15 protein-coding genes are annotated in these 17,919 nt (G+C 64.3%); 8 read left to right on the top strand and 7 right to left on the bottom strand.

Annotated features, from left to right (window positions below; all coding sequences use genetic code 11):
- The first annotated feature begins 23 nt into the window (after positions 1-23).
- The 4 genes from AAIL66_RS08885 (at position 24) to AAIL66_RS08870 (ending at position 8,360) form a co-directional block, all read left to right on the top strand.
- Positions 24-3,224: an MdtB/MuxB family multidrug efflux RND transporter permease subunit gene (locus tag AAIL66_RS08885; protein ID WP_343496521.1), complete on the top strand. Its 3,201-nt coding sequence runs from the start codon at positions 24-26 to the stop codon at positions 3,222-3,224.
- Complete coding sequence (locus AAIL66_RS08880; RefSeq protein ID WP_343496520.1) at positions 3,221-6,394, top strand: efflux RND transporter permease subunit; 3,174 nt, start codon at positions 3,221-3,223, stop codon at positions 6,392-6,394. Before AAIL66_RS08885 ends, AAIL66_RS08880 begins: the two co-directional genes overlap by 4 nt.
- Before the next feature lies 1 nt (position 6,395).
- Positions 6,396-7,973: an efflux transporter outer membrane subunit gene (locus AAIL66_RS08875; protein ID WP_343496519.1), complete on the top strand. Its 1,578-nt coding sequence runs from the start codon at positions 6,396-6,398 to the stop codon at positions 7,971-7,973.
- A gap of 63 nt (positions 7,974-8,036) precedes the next feature.
- Positions 8,037-8,360 carry a hypothetical protein gene (locus AAIL66_RS08870; RefSeq protein WP_343496518.1) on the top strand — a complete coding sequence of 108 codons (324 nt, stop codon included), beginning with the start codon at positions 8,037-8,039 and terminating at the stop codon, positions 8,358-8,360.
- On the opposite strand, the gene AAIL66_RS08865 is transcribed toward AAIL66_RS08870, so the two are convergent.
- Positions 8,357-8,875 (bottom strand): SRPBCC domain-containing protein, encoded by a 519-nt coding sequence (locus tag AAIL66_RS08865; RefSeq protein ID WP_063664002.1) that lies wholly within the window; start codon positions 8,873-8,875, stop codon positions 8,357-8,359. The genes AAIL66_RS08870 and AAIL66_RS08865 overlap by 4 nt on opposite strands.
- Positions 8,876-8,960: 85 nt before the next feature.
- On the bottom strand, positions 8,961-9,326 hold the full coding sequence (locus AAIL66_RS08860; protein WP_343496517.1) for a hypothetical protein: 366 nt from the start codon (positions 9,324-9,326) through the stop codon (positions 8,961-8,963).
- A 116-nt stretch (positions 9,327-9,442) separates the two neighbouring features.
- Here AAIL66_RS08860 and AAIL66_RS08855 point away from each other — a divergent pair, with 116 nt between their 5' ends.
- Positions 9,443-10,114, top strand: coding sequence for an ATP-binding cassette domain-containing protein (locus AAIL66_RS08855; protein WP_045839900.1), 672 nt, complete (start codon positions 9,443-9,445; stop codon positions 10,112-10,114).
- Here AAIL66_RS08855 and AAIL66_RS08850 read toward each other — a convergent pair.
- From AAIL66_RS08850 to AAIL66_RS08835, 4 genes are read right to left on the bottom strand one after another with little or no spacing between them, the layout of a single operon-like run.
- A complete protein-coding gene (locus tag AAIL66_RS08850) occupies positions 10,101-10,916 on the bottom strand; it encodes a LytTR family DNA-binding domain-containing protein (protein WP_343496516.1) in 816 nt (271 codons plus the stop codon). The two genes, AAIL66_RS08855 and AAIL66_RS08850, sit on opposite strands and share 14 nt — an antisense overlap.
- Positions 10,913-11,974, bottom strand: coding sequence for a histidine kinase (locus AAIL66_RS08845; protein WP_343496515.1), 1,062 nt, complete (start codon positions 11,972-11,974; stop codon positions 10,913-10,915). The genes AAIL66_RS08850 and AAIL66_RS08845 overlap by 4 nt, the downstream gene beginning before the upstream one ends.
- 24 nt (positions 11,975-11,998) lie before the next feature.
- Positions 11,999-12,283 carry a 2TM domain-containing protein gene (locus AAIL66_RS08840; protein WP_343496514.1) on the bottom strand — a complete coding sequence of 95 codons (285 nt, stop codon included), beginning with the start codon at positions 12,281-12,283 and terminating at the stop codon, positions 11,999-12,001.
- A gap of 37 nt (positions 12,284-12,320) precedes the next feature.
- Positions 12,321-12,725, bottom strand: a complete 405-nt coding sequence (locus tag AAIL66_RS08835; protein ID WP_034352920.1) for a DUF2306 domain-containing protein — start codon at positions 12,723-12,725, stop codon at positions 12,321-12,323.
- 283 nt (positions 12,726-13,008) lie between these two features.
- On the opposite strand from AAIL66_RS08835, the gene AAIL66_RS08830 reads away from it, so the two are divergent.
- On the top strand, positions 13,009-15,198 hold the full coding sequence (locus tag AAIL66_RS08830) for a TonB-dependent siderophore receptor (RefSeq protein WP_343496513.1): 2,190 nt from the start codon (positions 13,009-13,011) through the stop codon (positions 15,196-15,198).
- Positions 15,198-16,445, top strand: coding sequence for a PepSY-associated TM helix domain-containing protein (locus AAIL66_RS08825; protein WP_343496512.1), 1,248 nt, complete (start codon positions 15,198-15,200; stop codon positions 16,443-16,445). Before AAIL66_RS08830 ends, AAIL66_RS08825 begins: the two co-directional genes overlap by 1 nt.
- Before the next feature lie 72 nt (positions 16,446-16,517).
- Here AAIL66_RS08825 and AAIL66_RS08820 read toward each other — a convergent pair whose 3' ends face one another.
- The gene (locus AAIL66_RS08820) at positions 16,518-16,796 is read right to left on the bottom strand and encodes a PsiF family protein (protein WP_003052901.1); all 279 of its coding nucleotides are present in this window, start codon (positions 16,794-16,796) and stop codon (positions 16,518-16,520) included.
- A gap of 213 nt (positions 16,797-17,009) precedes the next feature.
- Here AAIL66_RS08820 and AAIL66_RS08815 point away from each other — a divergent pair, with 213 nt between their 5' ends.
- On the top strand, positions 17,010-17,834 hold the full coding sequence (locus AAIL66_RS08815; protein WP_003069230.1) for an undecaprenyl-diphosphate phosphatase: 825 nt from the start codon (positions 17,010-17,012) through the stop codon (positions 17,832-17,834).
- The last annotated feature ends 85 nt before the right edge of the window (positions 17,835-17,919 follow it).

Here is a 17,919-nt window from a genome sequence, read left to right as displayed (position 1 = left end):
CATAGTCAGAGCCTGCGGCCATCATGAATCTCTCGCGCCTCTTCATTCTTCGGCCCATCGCCACCAGCTTGCTGATGGTGGCGGTGCTGATCTCGGGCATTCTTGCCTACCGCCTGCTGCCCATCTCGGCCCTGCCCGAGGTGGACTACCCCACCATACAGGTCACCACGCTCTACCCCGGTGCCAGCCCCGATGTGATGACCTCCAACGTCACGGCACCGCTGGAGCGCCAGTTCGGCCAGATGCCGGGCCTGGACCAGATGTCCTCGACCAGTTCGGGCGGCGCATCGGTCATCAGCCTGCGCTTTGCGCTCGATATGTCCATGGACGTGGCCGAGCAGCAGGTACAGGCCGCGATCAACGCGGGCACCAATCTGCTGCCCAGCGACCTGCCCATGCCCCCGCTCTACAGCAAGGTCAACCCGGCCGATGCGCCGGTGCTGACGCTGGCCATCAGCTCGCCTTCGCTGCCCGTCATCAAGATCAACGATCTGGTGGAGAACCGCCTTGCGCCCAAGCTCTCCCAGGTCAAGGGTGTGGGCCTGGTGGCCATTGCCGGTGCGCGCCGCCCGGCCGTGCGCATCCAGGCCAACCCCGCAGCGCTGGCCAGCTTCGGCATGACGCTGGATGATGTGCGCACCGCCATCTCTGCGGCCAACGTCAAGACCGCCAAGGGCAGCTTTGATGGCCCCAACCGCGCATCGACCATCGATGCCAACGACCAGATGCAGTCGGCGGCCGAGTACCGCAACCTGATCATCGCCTTCAAGAACGGCAACCCCGTGCGCCTGTCCGATGTGGCGCAGACCGTGGACGACGCCGAGAACACGCGTCTGGCCGCCTGGTCGGGCACGCCCGAGACCGGCTCCAAGTCGGCCGTGATCCTCAATATTCGCCGCCAGCCCGGCGCGAATGTGATCGAAACGGTCGATGCCATCAAGAACCTGCTGCCCCAGCTCAAGGAGACCCTGCCGGCCTCCATTGACGTGCAAGTGCTGACCGACCGCACCGTGACCATTCGGGCCTCGGTCAAGGACATGCAGTTCGAGCTGGCCCTGGCCGTCGCCCTGGTGGTGATGGTGATCTTCCTGTTCCTGCGCAGTGCATCGGCCACGCTGATTCCCAGCGTAGCGGTGCCGCTGTCGCTGGTAGGCACTTTCGGCGTCATGTATCTGGCGGGCTTTTCCATCAACAACCTCACGCTGATGGCCCTGACCATTGCCACGGGCTTTGTGGTGGACGATGCCATCGTGATGATCGAGAACATCGCCCGCTATGTGGAAAAGGGCGAGCCGCCCATGCAGGCCGCGCTCAAGGGTGCCAAGCAGATCGGCTTCACCATCATCTCGCTGACCATCTCCCTGGTCGCGGTGCTGATTCCGCTGCTGTTCATGGGAGATGTGGTGGGCCGTCTGTTCCACGAATTCGCCATCACCATGACGGTGGCGATCCTGATCTCGGCCGTGGTTTCGCTCACGCTCACCCCCATGCTGTGCGCGCGCCTGCTGCGCCACCAGCCCGAGGGCGAGAAGAACCGGGCGCAGTCCAAGGGCTTCAGCGCTGCGGTGGCGCGCTCTTTCGACAAGGTGATTGCCGAATACGGCCGCATGCTGACCTGGGTGCTGGATCACAGCAAGCTGACCTGGCTGGTGTTCATCGCCACGCTGGTGGTCACGGTGCTGCTGTATTTCGTCGTGCCCAAGGGATTTTTCCCTGAACAGGATACGGGCACGATTGCCGCGACCACCGAGGCCGACCAGTCCATCTCCTTTGCCGCCATGGCCGAGCGCCAGCAGGCGCTGGCCGAGCATTTGCTCAAGGACCCGGCCGTGGCATCCATCTCCTCGTTTATCGGTGTGGATGGCACCAACACCACGCTCAATACCGGCCGCATCCAGATCGACCTCAAGCCCCATGCCCAGCGCGACCGTCTGCCCGTGGTGCTCAACCGCTTGGCCGAGGATTCCCGCGCCGTGCCCGGCATCCGCCTCTATGCCCAGCCCGTGCAGGACCTGACCATAGAGGATCGCCAGGCCCGCACCCAGTACCAACTGCTGCTCTCCTCGCCGGACATGAACCAGCTCACGGCCAGCACCAGGATGTTGGTCGAGCGTCTGCAGCAACTGCCTCAACTGCTCGATGTGAGCAGCGATCTGCAGAGCCAGGGCCGTCAGGCCTATGTGCAGATCGACCGGGCCCAGGCCAGCCGCCTGGGCGTGACGGTCTCGTCGGTGGACTCGGCGCTCTATAACGCTTTTGGCCAGCGTCTGATCTCGACTATCTTCACGCAGTCCAACCAGTACCGCGTGGTGCTGGAGGTGGCGCCGCAGTTCAAGATCGGGCCCGAGGCCCTGCAGAACATCTATGCCGCATCGAGCAACGGTGCGCCGGTGCCGTTGTCCTCGATTGCCACGGTGAGCGAGCGCCCGATGGCGCTGGCCGTCAACCATGTCGGGCAGCTGCCCGCGGCCACGATCTCCTTCAATACCGCCTCCGGCGTCTCGCTGGGCCATGCGGTGGAGGCGGCCCAGGCCATCATCGCCCAGCTGCGCGACGAAGGGCAGATCCCGCTCTCGGTGGACACGCAGTTCCAGGGCGCGGCGCTGGCTTTCCAGGCCTCGCTCTCCAATACCCTGCTGCTGGTGCTGGCCGCCATCATCACCATGTACATCGTGCTGGGCGTGCTCTACGAGAGCACGATTCACCCGATCACGATTCTCTCCACCCTGCCGTCGGCGGGCGTGGGGGCGCTGCTGGCCTTGCTGGTGGCGGGGCTTGATCTGGACATCATCGCCATCATCGGCATCATCTTGCTGATAGGCATCGTCAAGAAGAATGCCATCATGATGATCGACTTCGCGCTGGACGCCCAGCGCGAGGAAGGCATGAATGCGCGCGACGCGATCTACCAGGCCTGTCTGCTGCGCTTTCGCCCGATTCTCATGACCACGCTGGCGGCCTTGCTGAGCGCGCTGCCCATGATGCTGGGAACCGGCGTGGGCAGCGAGCTGCGCCAGCCCCTGGGCGTGACCCTGGTGGGCGGTCTGCTGCTGAGCCAGCTGCTGACGCTGTTCACCACGCCGGTGATCTATCTGACCTTTGAAAGCTGGGCCGAGGGCTGGCGAACCAGGCGCGGCCTGCCGGCCGTCAAGCATGTGCTGCACTCCGAGGCCGAAGTCATGGGCGAGGGCGGGGACGGCGGCCGGGACGGGGCGCGTCCATGAGCATCTCCACGCCCTTCATCTTCCGGCCCATTGCGACCCTGCTGCTGACCATCGGCATGGCCCTGGTGGGCGGCGTGGCCTATTTCCAGCTGCCTGTGGCGCCGCTGCCGCAGGTGGACTATCCGACGATATCGGTGACCGCCAGCCTGCCAGGCGCGGCGCCGGACACCATGGCGGCCACCGTGGCCACGCCGCTGGAGCGCGCCCTGGGCGCGATTGCCGGCGTCAACGAGATGACCTCCAGCTCCAGCATGGGCAGCACGCGCATCACGCTGCAGTTCGATCTGACGCGCACGGTGGACAGCGCGGCCCATGATGTGCAGGCCGCCATCAATGCGGCGCGCACGCTGCTGCCTTCGGGCATGCCGGGCAACCCGACCTATCGCAAGGTCAACCCGGCCGACGCGCCCATCATGATTCTGGCGCTGACGTCCGAATCCCTCACGCGCGGCCAGATGTATGACGCGGCCTCCACGGTGCTGGCGCAGAAGCTGGCCCAGGTGGAGGGCGTGGGTCAGGCATCGATCAACGGCGGCGCGCTGCCGGCCGTGCGCGTGGAGCTGGACCCGGTGCGGCTGGCCGCCAACGGCGTATCGCTGGATGCGGTGCGCACGGCCATCACCTCCACCAATGCCAACCGCCCCCTGGGAGCAGTAGAGCGCGAAGACCACTACTGGCAGGTGGCGACCAACGACCAGGCCCGCACCGCCGCCGAATACGCGCCGCTGGTGCTGCGCTGGAACAACGGCAATGCCGTGCGCTTGTCCGATGTGGCCGATGTCACCGACTCCGTGCAGGACATACGCAACTACGGCGTGATGAACGGCAAGCCCGCCGTGCTGCTGCAGGTGTTCAAGCAGCCCGACGCCAACATCCTGCAGGCCGTGGACAAGGTGCGCGCCATGCTGCCCCAGCTCAGGGCCTCCATCAATCCGGCCATCGATGTCACGGTGATCTCGGACCGCACGCCCACGCTGCGCGCCTCGGTCAAGGAGGTGCAGAACGCGCTGCTGATCTCGATAGCGCTGGTCATCATGGTGGTGTTCGTCTTTCTGCGCCGGCTGCGCGCCACGCTGATTCCGGCCGTGGCCGTGCCTGCCTCGCTGATGGGGACCTTCGGCGTCATGTACCTGTGCGGCTATACGCTGGACAACCTCTCGCTGATGGCGCTGACGGTGGCCGCAGGCTTTGTGGTGGACGATGCCATCGTGGTGCTGGAGAACGTGATGCGCCACATGGAGCGTGGAAAGTCCGCGATGCAGGCGGCCATCGAGGGCGCGCGCGAGATCGGTTTCACCGTTGTCTCCATGAGCCTGTCTCTGATTGCGGTGTTCGTGCCCATTCTGTTCATGGCCGGCATCGTGGGGCGGTTCTTTCGTGAATTTGCCGTGGTCATGTCGGCGGCGATTCTGGTCTCCATGATCATCTCGCTGACCACCACGCCCATGATGTGCGCGGCTCTGCTGCGCACACCGGCAGAGGAGGAGCGCCGCCGCGCCGAGCGTGCCCGGCGCCCGTTCACGCGCCGCTGGGATGCGCTCTGGTTGCGCGTCTCGCTGGCCATGGATCGCTTCGAGCTGCGAGTGACGGCGCTGTATCGTCACACCCTGGCCTGGGGTCTGCGCCACCAGCCCGTGGTGCTGCTCAGTCTGGTGGCGGTCATCGGCCTCAACATCCATCTCTACCAGACCATAGACAAGGGCTTCATGCCCAGCGAGGACACAGGCCGTGTCATGGGCTTCATCCGTGCCGACCAGTCCACGTCCTTTCAGGCCATGGAGCGCCGCATCAAGCGTTTTCTCGATGTGGTGCAGCAGGACCCGGCCGTGGAGTATGTGACCGGCTTTACCGGCGGCGGCCAGGCCAATTCGGCCAATATGTTCATGTCGCTCAAGCCCATGGCCGAGCGCAAGGTGTCCAGCGACGAGGTCATCAACCGCCTGCGTGAAAAGCTCAAGGATGAACCGGGTGCGCGGCTGTTCATGATGACCCAGAGCGATGTGCGCATCGGTGGGCGCCAGAGCATGTCCTCCTATCAGTACACGCTGCAGGCCGACGATACGGCCGAGCTGCGCCTGTGGGAGCCGCGCATCCGCCAGGTGCTGTCCACCCTGCCGGAGCTGACCGATGTCAACAGCGACGTGCAGGACAACGGCATGCAGACCAAGCTGGTCATAGACCGTGACCAGGCCACGCGCCTGGGCCTGACGGTGGCGCAGATCGACAACACGCTCAACGACGCCTTCGGTCAGCGCCAGGTGGGCGTGATCTACAACCCGCTCAACCAGTACCGCGTGGTGATGACGGCCTCGTCCCAGTATCTGCAGAGCCCGGAGACGCTGCGTGGCTTCTTCTTCGTCAACAGCGCGGGCCAGCAGATTCCGCTGACGGCCTTTGCCAGGATCACCACCTCGACCACGCCACTGTCCGTGCAGCACCAGAGCGGCACGCCGGCCAGCACCGTGAGCTACAACCTGGCGCCCAATGTCTCGCTGTCGCAGGCCAATGATGCGATCCGCAATGCCATGCTGGAGCTGGGCGTTCCGGTGTCCATCCGCGGCAGCTTCAGTGGCTCGGCCGGTGCCTTCCAGCAGGCGCTGGCGGGCCAGCCCCTGCTGATCCTCGCGGCCATCATCACCATCTATCTGGTGCTGGGCATCCTCTACGAGAACCTGGTCCATCCGCTGACGATTCTGTCCACGCTGCCCTCGGCCGGCGTGGGCGCGCTGCTGGCGCTGATGTGGTTCAAGACCGAGTTCTCGCTGATCGCCTTCATCGGCGTGATCCTGCTGATCGGACTGGTCAAGAAGAACGCCATCATGATGATCGACTTTGCGCTGGAGCGCGAGAAAGGCGGCCATGCCACGGCGGCCCAGGCCATCTATCGGGCCTGCCATCTGCGCCTGCGCCCCATTCTGATGACCACCATGGCGGCCTTGTTCGGCGCGCTGCCCCTGGCCCTGGGCCGGGGCGACGGTGCCGAGCTGCGCCAGCCCCTGGGCATTGCGATCGTGGGTGGCCTGCTGCTGAGCCAGTTGCTCACGCTCTACACCACGCCCGTGGTCTATGTGCTGCTGGACCGTGTGCGCCGCAGCGTGCTGCGCCTCTGGGCGCGCCGTCCGGCCAGAAAGCGCGGCGGCCAGGCCTCTGCCATGGTTGAGGCGAAGTGAGATGAATATGCCAGCACACTTTTTGAATCAAATCGGCTTCAAATCCAGTCAGGAGAAGCGCAAGCAGCTCACTTTTATGAATACATCCGTCATGGCGCTGCCTCGCTCGCTTCCCCGTCTATTGCCGATCGTTGTCGCTGTCTTGCTGGCCGCATGCTCCACTCAGCCTGCTTATCAAGTGCCAAAGCTGGAAGTGCCCGCGCAGTTCAAGGAAGCCACTCCGCAGGCTGCGCAGTTCGGCATCTGGCAACCGGCGCAGAGCTCGGCGGCCAGCCCGGCCGCGGCAGTGCCCGACCAGTGGTGGACGGTGTATGGCGACAGCACGCTGGATCAGCTGCAGCAGGCGGCAGCCGCAGGCAATCCCGGCGTGGAGCAGGCCGTGGCCCGTCTGCGCTCGGCCCAGGCCGCCGTCGCCAGCAGCCGCGCCGCGCAATTGCCCACGCTCGGCACCACGGGCAGCGGCTCGCGTGCCTTGACTGGCGGCGGCACCTACAGCAACACCAATGGCGAGAACGTGGCGCGCAGCGGCAGCATCAACAACAACTTCTCGCTGGGCCTGAGCGCCAGCTGGGAGCTGGATCTCTGGGGCAAGCTTTCTGGCGCGGTGGATGCCAGCCGCGCTTCGGCCCAGGCCAGTGCCGACGATCTGGCTGCGGCCCGTCTGTCGGCCCAGGCATCGGTGGCCCAGACCTATTTCTCGCTGCGTGCCGCCGAGGCGCAGATGAAGTATCTGCAGGAGAGTTTGGAGGCCTACGAGCAAAGCCTGAAGCTCACGCAGAATCGCTACCAGGCGGGCGTGGTGTCTTCGGCCGATGTGGCGCAGGCCCAGTCCCAGTACAAGAGCACCCAGGCCAGCCTGCTGGAGGCCAGCATCACGCGTGCCCAGTACGAGCATGCGCTGGCGGCCTTGCTGGGCAAGGCCCCGGCCAATTTCAGCCTGCCGGTGACCGGCCACCTGCCGACGCCGCCTGCAGTGCCCGAGATGCTGGCCTCCACCTTGCTGGAGAGGCGCCCCGACATCGCTGCCGCCGAGCGCCGCGTGGCCATGGCCAATGCGCAGATCGGCGTGGCGCGTGCGGCCTATTTTCCCTCGCTGACCCTGTCGGCATCGGCGGGCTATCGCAACTCCGTGCTCTCCGATCTGCTCAATGCACCGAATCTGTTCTGGTCGCTGGGACCGGCGCTGGCCATGAGCCTGTTTGACGGTGGAGCGCGTTCGGCGGCCGTGGAGTCGGCCCGTGCCACGCTGGACCTGAATGCTGCCACCTACAAGCAGACTGTGCTGACTGCGCTGCAGGAGGTGGAGGACAACCTGGTCGCTGCCGTCAATCTGGCGCAGGAGGAGCAGGTGCAGACCGAGGCCCTGGCCGCAGCGCAGAAGTCGCTGACCGTGGCCAACAACCAGTACCAGGCCGGCATCGTGGCCTATCTGAATGTGCTCTCGGCCCAGACGACGGTGCTCGGCGCCCAGAACAGCCTCAACAGCGTCAGAAACCGCAGGCTGACGGCCGTGAACACCTTGCTAAAGAATGTGGCAGGGCACTGGGAGCCGCTGGACGCCGGGCAGCGCAAAGAGTGAGCGCGCCGTGCAGGCTTGTGCTCTGGGTTACAACCGTGGCTCTGTTGTTGTGAAGATCAAGCCATGAGCATTGCTGTTTTCTACCTGCGCAACTCCAAGCCCGAGGGTCAGACACCGGTCTGGCAGCCGCAATGCCGGGCCTTCTCCGACGCGCAGATGAGCGAGGCGCTGGCCCTGTGCCAGCAACTGCGCAAGGACGAGCGCCATGCCCATGTGGTGATTTCGTCGGAGTTGCGCGATATGGTCGGGCCCGTAGGCGTGTCTGCGGTCGAGGATGGCAAGACGCCCGACGGCGTGGACTATCAGTGGAGCAAGGCCGGGCGTGCCGGGGCCAGTCGCAGAAATGCGGCCGAGCCACCCAGGCAGCGACAGGATATGGATCGCTAGGCCGCCTGTATCCTGGCCAGATAGCCGGCCAGCAACTGCATGCTGCCGCTCCAGCCCATGTTCATGCTGGCGTGCGAGCTGTCGAACACCGCTTCTTCCACGGCACTGGCGTTAAGGGCACGCCATTCCAGATGCAGGCGTGTGCCGCCGGCTTCCTCGCCGAGCGTGGTGGTCGACAGGGTATAGAGCGGCCATTGCGGCGCCATCGGGTGGCGCGTGACGCCGCCTGCGGCATCGCTGAACTGCACCACGACGACGATGCGCTCGGGCGCTTTCAGCTCCCTGAAGCTCCATTTGCCCCACATCGCGGGTGCCTGGGGCATGGCTTCGGCACGCATGCCGTAATGAAAGCTGCCGCCTTCGCGTGCATCCACTTCGCATTGCGTCATCACCATGCCGGGCGGGCGCATCCAGTGACTCAGGTGCTCGCCTTGCGTGAAGGCCGCATAGACCAGCTCGCGAGGTGCCTTGATGAATTGCTCGATGACAAACGGGGCAGAGAGTCGCTCGGTCATGGCATTGCCTTTGCAAATCGCTTTGAGCCTTCCATTGTGCACAGCACGCACCTGACTTCAAGCGCCGTGGCTGCAGGCCCGGATGTCAGGCTTCGAGATCAAAGGCCTGGCGCAGTGCATCGCCGAACTGCGTGGAGCCCGAAAGGCAGAGGCTGACCGTGGTGCGGCCCGTGGCCGAGGCCTGCAGCTCCAGCCTGCCTGCTGCCCTGTCGAAGCGGGCGCTCAGGGGCTCGCCGTCGTCGTCCTGCGCCTGCAGGTCATAGTCCCAGTCATTGCCGTCTTCCAGGGCGCCCTGGCGGCCAGCAAACTTCTGGCTGGCCCAGCGCAGCAGGGATTCGATTTCGCCGGCCAAAGCTGGTACGCGCTCGGCCTTGACGCTGGCCATGGCGTCCCAGGTGCCCGTGCCTTCTTCATCTTCGCTGTAATCGAATTCCAGATAATCCAGAGCCATGGCATATTGCGCGCTGTTGAGAGGGACGCCATTGTGCCTGTGCCTTGCTTTGCGCATGGCCGTGGGTTCTTTGGACACAATCAGCCGTGGACATATATACAAAGGCGTTGTCAGCTATGAATTCTGAACTCGATGATGGCTGCGAGTCGCTCTGCATGGTGCAGGCTCTGCAGGTGAGCTTCGGCTACCCGGGCCGGGTGGTGGCCCATGAGGCCTCGCATTGCTGGCATGCAGGGTTGTGTCTGCTGCAAGGCGACGAGGGCACGGGCAAGACCAGCTGGCTCAAGGCATTGGCTGGGCAATTGCCGCTGCGCATGGGCTTGCTGCACTATCCGTTCGCCGATAACGGCCGCCTGGCTGCAAGCTCCTGCTTCTGGCAGGACCCACGCCAGCCGCTCAACGATGTCTATAGCCAGATGCCGGCCGAGAGCTGGGTGGCTTTGCAGCGCACGCTGTATCCGCATTGGTCACAGCAGCAGTTCGAGCAGCATGTGCAGGGCTTCGGGCTGGAGCCGCATCTGCACAAGCCGCTGCTGGCCCTGTCGTCGGGCACGCAGCGCAAGCTGTGGATGGCCGCTGGCTGGGCCAGCGCAGCCGAGCTGGTACTGATCGACGAGCCGCTGGCGGCGCTGGACAAGCCGTCCGAGCGTTATGTGCAGCATGCGCTGGCTGCCATGGCAGCCGAGCTCAAGAACCCGGCGCGACCCCGCAGCGTCATCGTGGCGCATTGGGATGCCATGCAGGGGGTGGACTGGGAGGATGTGATGGAGCTGGCTACATCGCCTTGAACCGTGTTGCGTATAGACGGCTGACGGCCAGCTTTTCAGGGCGGTCACGCAGCAGCAGGCTCAGGCGCCCGGACTCGTCACGCTGGGCGCTGGCAATGGCTTGAACGCGCACCACGGTACCGCGATGGATTTGCCAGAACTCGCGGGCGTCGAGCTGCGGCAGCAAATCCTTGAGCGGGGTGCGGATCAGATACTCCTGAGCGGCCGTCAGCACGCGCAGATATTTGTCGGCGGCTTCGAGGTAGATGATGTCCTGCACCCTCACCATATGGATCTGGTTGCCGACGCTGGCCTGAATGATCTGCAGCGCGGCGGGGACCTGCCCCAGCAGTTGCTGCTGCAGCCCGAGCAGCTGTTCGAGCTGACGGTGATTCTGCATGGCAAGGTCCGTGCCCTGTACCGGCTGGCGCTGCTGCCACCACTGCTGCAGGCGCTGCACGGTCTGGCCGAGGCGCGCCGCCTGCACCGGCTTGAGCAGATAGTCCATGGCGCAGGCCTCGAAGGCCGCCAGGGCGTACTGATCGTAGGCGGTGACAAAGACAATCGCCGGCAGTGCTTGCTCCTCAGGCCAGGCATCGGCGATTTCGGCGGCGGCTTCCAGCCCCGTCTGGCCGGGCATGCGAATGTCCAGGAACAGCAGATCGGGCAGCCGCTCCAGCGCCTGCTGCACGGCGCTGATGCCGTCGGCCACCCTGGCCTCGATCTGCAACTGGGGCCAGAGCTGGCCCAGCAACTGCTGCAATGCCAGGGCCAGCAGCGGTTCGTCTTCGGCAATCAGGGCGCGTGGCGGACTGGTGTTCATGGCTGGGACTTCAGGGGTAATACGATGCAGGCCCTGGTTCCGCCTGCGCTGTCTGCCGTCAGATCGAAGCGGGCAGCGCTGCCGTAGCGACTGGCCAGGCGTTCGTGAATCTGCTGCAGGCCAAAGCCGGAGCCGGAAGGGGGCTCGCCAGGCAGCGCCGGCAGGCCCAGGCCATTGTCATGCACGCTGAGCAAAAGATGGCTGTCATCCAGCATGCCGGCCTGAACGGCAATGTGGCCGCCGGCCAGCTGGGGCTCCAGTCCGTGGCGAATGCTGTTCTCCACCAGCGGTTGCAGCAGCAGGGTTGGCACGGGCAGTTCGGCCAGTTCAGCGGGCAGATGCAGGCCATAGCTGAGCCGGTCGCCCATGCGGATCTGCATCAGGGCCAGATAGTCGGCCAGCAAGGCAAATTCGCTGGCAAGACTGTGGGTGCCGTGGCGCGAGCCGGCCAGCGTGGCTCGCAGGTAGGCAATCAGATGATCGAGCATCTGCTCGGCGCGTGGCGCATCGGTGGTGATCAGCACGCGAAGATTGGCCAGGGTGTTGAACAGCATATGCGGCTCCAGCTGGGCCTGCAGCAGGCTGAGCCGGGCTTCGGCGGCCTGGCGCTGGGCCTGCTCTGCCTGCATTTGCAGATGGCGCGACTTGCCCACCACATAAAAGCCCCAGGACATGGCAATGCTGGTCGCCATGGTGATGGCAAGCGGCAACCATAGCGAGGGCCGGGCTGCGGCGGGCAGTTCGGGATGGAGTTGCTGAACGTAGAAACTACCCAGCGGATTGCCCAGAATCAGGCCTGCTGCAATTCCCAGCGGCACCACGGCCATGCCGCGCATGCCGCGCGGCCAGGGGATCTCGTCGGACTCGCGCCAGCGCAGCCTGAGCAGATCGATGCTTAGCCAGCTGATCAGGCCTATGGCCAGCGAATAGGCGAGATTGACATCCCACAGGCCCTGGCCGAGTGCCGTCAAGGCCGCAGCGATCAGCAGACAGGCAGCCACGGTGATGCCGGCGTGACGAAAGAGGGGTGCGGGCGCAAACATGGACATGACGGGCATGGTAGGTGATGGGTGGCATGGCATCTAGCGTTTTTCGCTGCGCTGCAGCGTTTTCAGCTCGTGCTCCAGCAGTTGTTGAAAGAGCGGACTGCCGGGTGCCAGCAGCCAGACCACTGCGCCATGAATCAGCAGGCCCAGACCCCAGCCCAGAGCCGGGTAGACGGCCCAGTGCCGTCCCTGGCTCAGGGCCAGGGCCATGAGCCCGAGATTCACCGCAGCATAGACCGCTGCATGGATATACCAGCCCAGCTTCATGCCGGCGCGACGGCGTGCCAGCTGGCGCAGAGCGTCTTCAGAGATCGGGTTCATGTCTTTTCCTTGTCGAGTGTGGGGGTGAGAACGGGGATCAGGCCAATCGCTGCCACAGCAGATTGCCGAGCAGCCGGCCCGGAAGCAGCGTGAACAGTCCAGCGACGACGCAGCTGCCGAAGTACAGCTTGCGCATGACGCTGCGATGCTGGGCAATGCGTCGATGGGCCAGATGCCAGAAGGACAGCGCCAGGCTGCCCAGCGTCACGGGAATCAGCAGATGAATGGGCGTGAAGCCTGCCCAGTTGGGCAGCTTGAAGTCGCGTATGAACAAGGCGGAGATGGCGGTGGCCAGCATGAGCAGCACAAAGCCATAGCCTGCGATTCTGTGCAGCCAGGGCAGCGGGCCGGCCTGGCGCCTGGCCCAGAGTGCAGTGGCTCCGGTCAAGGTGGCTGCGATGGCGCAACCCATGTGAAAGGCAATCAGAGGTGTGAGTGTCATGGCTGGCTCCTGGTGCTTGCACATGACTGTGCAAGCCGGGCCTGCTGCCGACCAGTGCTTTGCGACGAAGTGACCAGACACGGGAGCCAGTTGCTCCTCAGCAGGTGTGAGTGGTGTACTGGTTTTGCCTGTGTTTGTTTGTGCGCGCACACATATCACGCGGCAGCTTCAGGACTTGCAGCCTGCCTTGGATCCCGTTGAGATCTCAGGGTGTTAGGCATCGGCAAAGGAGATTGATTATTAAAATTAACGATTCTGAAAATCATTCTCAATAACATTAATAATGTTCCTGCTCCGACCGATTTCCCTGGCTGCTCTCGCACTGTGCAGCCAGCAGAGTGTTTTTGCCCAGACTTCCAGCACTGAGTCAGAAGCTGCCCTGCAGACCGTGACCGTGGAGGCCAGCGCCGATGCTTCGGCCCAGGGTCTGGCCAAGTCTTTTGCGGGTGGGCAGGTGGCGCGCGGCGCGCGTGTCGGCGTGCTTGGAAACCAGGACATGATGGAGACCCCGTTTTCCGCCACCAGCTATACCAGTGATCTGATTCAGGATCAGCAGGCCAAGAGCGTGGGCGATGTGTTGCTCAACGATGCCGGCGTGCGCTCGGCACGCGGCTTCGGTAACTTCCAGCAGGCTTACTTTGTGCGCGGCTTTGTGCTGTATTCCGACGATGTGGCCTATAACGGCCTGTACGGTCTGGTGCCGCGCCAGTACATGGCGTCGGAGTTCGTGGAACGTGTGGAGGTGTTTCGCGGAGCGAATGCCTTTCTCAGCGGCGCGGGCGCCGGCAGCGTCAGCGGTGGCGGTCTGGGCGGCCTCATCAATGTGGTGCCCAAGCGTGCGGGCAACGAGCCGCTCAATCGTGTGACCCTGGGTGGCGCCAGTGGCGGGCAGGCCTACGCGGCTGCTGATGTGGCTCGCCGCTTCGGCCCCGATGATGCAGCAGGTGTGCGCCTGAATCTTGCGCGGCGCAGCGGTGGCACCGGCGTGAGCAGCGAGAAGGTTCACACCACAGTCGGCTCGCTGGGCCTGGACTGGCGCAGCAGCCGTGCACGCCTGTCGGCCGATCTGGGCTGGCAGGAACACAAGCTGACGGCGCCGCGTCCCTCGCTGACACCTTCGGGCAATCTACCCATTCCGGCTGCTCCGGACAGCAAGACCAACTACGCCCAGCCCTGGACCTACTCCAACAGCCGTGACCTGTTCGGCACGGTGCGCGGGGAGTACGACTTCAACGACCAATGGACTGGCTGGGCCGCTGTGGGCATGCGCCGGGGCAGCGAGGACAACGCGCTGTCGGGCCTGACGCTGTCCAGCGCGGCAGGCGATGCCACGGTCAACCGCTTCGACAACACGCGCAAGAACCGCGTCAAGACCGGCGAGCTGGGCCTGCGCGGCAAGTTTGAGACCGGCTCGGTCAAGCATTCGGTGGTGGCTTCGCTGTCGGCCTTCGATTCCAGCGAGCGCAATGCCTGGGGCTATAACTACGCAACCGGCCAGAGCAACAACATCTACAACCCGGTGGCCCTGCCTGCGCCTGGCTATACCGGACTGGGAGGCATACTGGGCAGCCCGCGCGAGACCGAGCGCATCAAGACCAGCAGTCTGGCGCTGGCCGATACCCTGGGCTTCATGGACGAGCGCCTGCTGCTGACGGTGGGCATGCGCTACCAGAGCATCAAGGTCGACGGCTTCGATGCAACGACGGGCGCAAGCTCGGGCAACTACGACAAGAGCCGCGTGACTCCGGTGGCGGGCCTGGTGTTCAAGCTGACTCCTGAGGTGTCGGCTTATGCCAACTACATCGAAGGGCTGGCCAAGGGCGGCAGCGCACCCATGACCAACGGAGGCCAGGTGGTCAGCAATGCTGGCCAGGTGTTCGCTCCCTATGTCTCCCGCCAGAAGGAGGCAGGCCTCAAATACGACGGCGGCAATATCGGCGCCAGCGTCTCCTTCTTCACCACCAGCATGCCCAGCGCCTATGTGCAGAACAATGTCTACGGCGTGTTCGGCAAGCAGCGCAATCGCGGTCTGGAGTTCAATGTGTTCGGCGAGCCCGTCAAGGGCCTGCGCTTGCTCGGCGGCCTGACTCTGCTGGACGCAAAATACCTGACCACGGCGAGTGGCGCCAATGATGGCAAGCGCGTGGTGGGCGTGCCCCGCAGCCAGGCCAATATCGGCGCTGACTGGGACGTGCCGGGCGTGCACGGCCTGGCATTGAATGCGCGGCTGATGTATACCGGCGCGCAGTACGCCAATGCCGGCAACAGCCAGCGCGTGCCGGCCTGGACCCGCTTTGACCTGGGCGCCCGCTATCTGATGGACGTCGGCGGCAAGCTGGTGACCCTGAATGCACGCGTGGACAACGTGGCCAACCGCAACTACTGGGCCTCGGTCGGCGGTTATGCCACCAACGGCTATCTGGTGCAGGGCGCGCCGCGTACCTTCTCGCTGACCGCCAGCGTGGACTTCTGATGCGAGCTCTGTGGACCGTGGTTCATCGCTGGGTCGGCCTGTTTCTCGCGGCCTTCCTGGTCATGACCGGTCTCACGGGAGCGGTGCTCTCGTGGGATCATGAAATCGACGACTGGCTCAATGCCGACATGCTGCACACGCCGGGACGCGGCCCGCTGCAGACGCCGCTGCAACTGGCCCAGGCCGTGCAGGCAGCCGATGCGCGCGCCGAGATCTCGTATATGAGCCTGGGCCTGCGCGAGGGCGAGGCGGCTTCCTTTCTGGTGCGCCCGCTGGTGGCCCAGGCCACGGGCAAGCCCCATGTGCTGGGCTACAACACGGTGTTCGTGGACCCGGTGACGGGAGTCATCACCGGCCACCGTGACTCCAAGAGCCTGGCCCTGAGCTGGCGCAATCTCATGCCCTGGCTGCGCCATCTGCATGAAAGCCTGCTCAGTCCCACGTTTGCGGGCAGCAACCGCTGGGGCTATTGGTTCATGGGCGGTCTCGCACTGCTGTGGCTGGCCGACAGCTTCTGGGCGCTGGTGCTGACCCTGCCGGTGAAGAAGAAGGCGGCTGCGGCGCAGGACGCGCCCGCCAAGGCTGGCGGCAAGTCCTGGTGGGCGCGCTGGATGCCGTCCTGGCGCATACGCTGGGGCGCCGGTGCCTACAAGCTCAATTTCGACCTGCACCGCGCAGGTGCGCTGTGGATCTGGGGGGTAATCGTCATCGTGGCCTTCACCTCGTTCTCGATCAATCTCTACCGCGAGGTGTTCTATCCCGTGATGAGCAAGGTGTCGACCACCACGCCCGGCCCCTACGAGACGCTCAAGCCGGCACCTCTGGGCAGCTTTATCGAGCCTAAGATCGGTTTTGCCACGGCCATTGAGATCGCACGCAAGGAGGCGGTGCGGCTGGGCATCAAGACCGAGGCCGGCGGCATCTGGTATGGCGGGGATTTCCCGTTCTACAACGTGTCCTTCTTCGATCCCGATGACGAGACCGGGGCCATGGGCATGGGGCTGTCCAATGTCTATGTGAGCTCGGAAAGCGGCGAGGTGCTGGGCAGCTATCGTCCCTGGCACGGCACGGGAGCCGATGTCTTCGTGCAACTGCAGCTGCCGCTGCACAGCGGCCGCATCCTGGGCACCTTCGGGCGTGTGCTGATATCGGTGGTCGGCGTGATGGTGGCCATGCTGTCCATTACCGGCGTCGTCATCTGGTTAAAAAAACGCCGCGCCCGGCGAACGGCCTCGGCCGCTGCCTGAAACCACAAAGCCACCTTGCGGTGGCTTTGTGCATTGCGCGCTGCGCGGAATCGGCAAAGCCGCTAAGGCGGTTCAGTCCTTCTTCAGGCACTCGCTCATGAAGGCTTTGCGCTCGTCGCCCTTTTTGCCGGCGGCGTCGGCATTGCAGCTCTTCATGCGTTCCTGCTGACGCTTCTTGCCGTCGGACAGGCAGGACTTCATGAACTCCTTGCGTTCATCGCCTTTTTTGCCGGTGGCTTCAGTGTTGCAGGTGCCCATGAGCTGCTGCTGGGCGGTTTTGGGTTTGTCGCCGGCAGCCATGCTCATGCTGCAGGCCAGGGACACGACAGCCAGGACCACAAATTTTTTCATGATGGTGTGATTTTTGAAAAAACGCCGACAACCGGCGCGCAGCTATTGCAGCACAGGCGCGTGACTTTGCCCAGAATCACCAACCATGTCTTGTAAAAGTTTGCGATTGTCTGTCGATTGGCGGGCGGAAAAGGTCTTGTGAGCGCGAGCGGGAAAATGGCGAGCGGATAATGGGCGGCTTTGCTTCAACCCTGCATCCAAAGGACGATTCGCGTGGATACTTTATTGCTGGTCAAGGCCGCCATCATGGGCATTGTGGAAGGGCTGACCGAGTTCTTGCCGATTTCCTCAACCGGCCACCTGATCCTGGCGGGTTCGCTGATGGGTTTTGTCGGAGGCAAGGCCAAGGTGTTTGAGATTGCGATCCAAACCGGCGCCATCTTTGCCGTGATGCTGGTGTACTGGCAGAAGATCCGGGACACGCTGGTGGAGTTGCCCAGCAGCCGCCAGGCACAGAAGTTCGCGCTCAACGTCATCATCGGCTTTTTGCCTGCCGTGGTGCTGGCGCTGCTGTTCGGCAAATATGTGCAGGAGCATCTGTTCACGCCGGTCATCGTGGCGACCACCTTCATCCTCGGCGGCTTCGTGATTCTGTGGGCCGAGAACCGCCCTGCCGCTGCCACCCGCGTGCAGTCGGTGGACGATATGACGGCTCTCGATGCGCTCAAGGTCGGCCTGGTGCAGTGCTTTGCCCTGGTGCCCGGCACCAGCCGCAGCGGCTCCACCATCATCGGCGGCATGCTCATGGGCCTGTCGCGCAAGGCCGCCACGGACTTCTCGTTCTTCCTGGCCATGCCCACGCTGATCGGCGCGGGCGTCTACAGCCTCTACAAGGAGCGCGCGCTGCTGTCCATGGCGGATGTGCCTCTGTTTGCCGTGGGCCTGATCTTCTCGTTCATCAGCGCCTGGCTGTGCGTGCGCTGGCTGCTGCGCTTTATCTCCACCAACAGCTTTGTGCCCTTTGCCTGGTACCGCATCGTTTTCGGCATCATCGTGCTGGTGACGGCCTATACCGGCATCGTGGACTGGCACCATTGAGCGGCTTGGCGCTGCCCACAAAAAAGCCGCTTGCGTGATAGCAAGCGGCTTTTTTAATAGCTTGCAGCGCTTGTTCTGATTGAAT

The organism is Comamonas sp. F1-6, assembly GCF_039581415.1.
GTDB lineage: Bacteria > Pseudomonadota > Gammaproteobacteria > Burkholderiales > Burkholderiaceae_C > Comamonas > Comamonas thiooxydans.
This window is presented reverse-complemented; position numbering and strand designations above follow the sequence as displayed.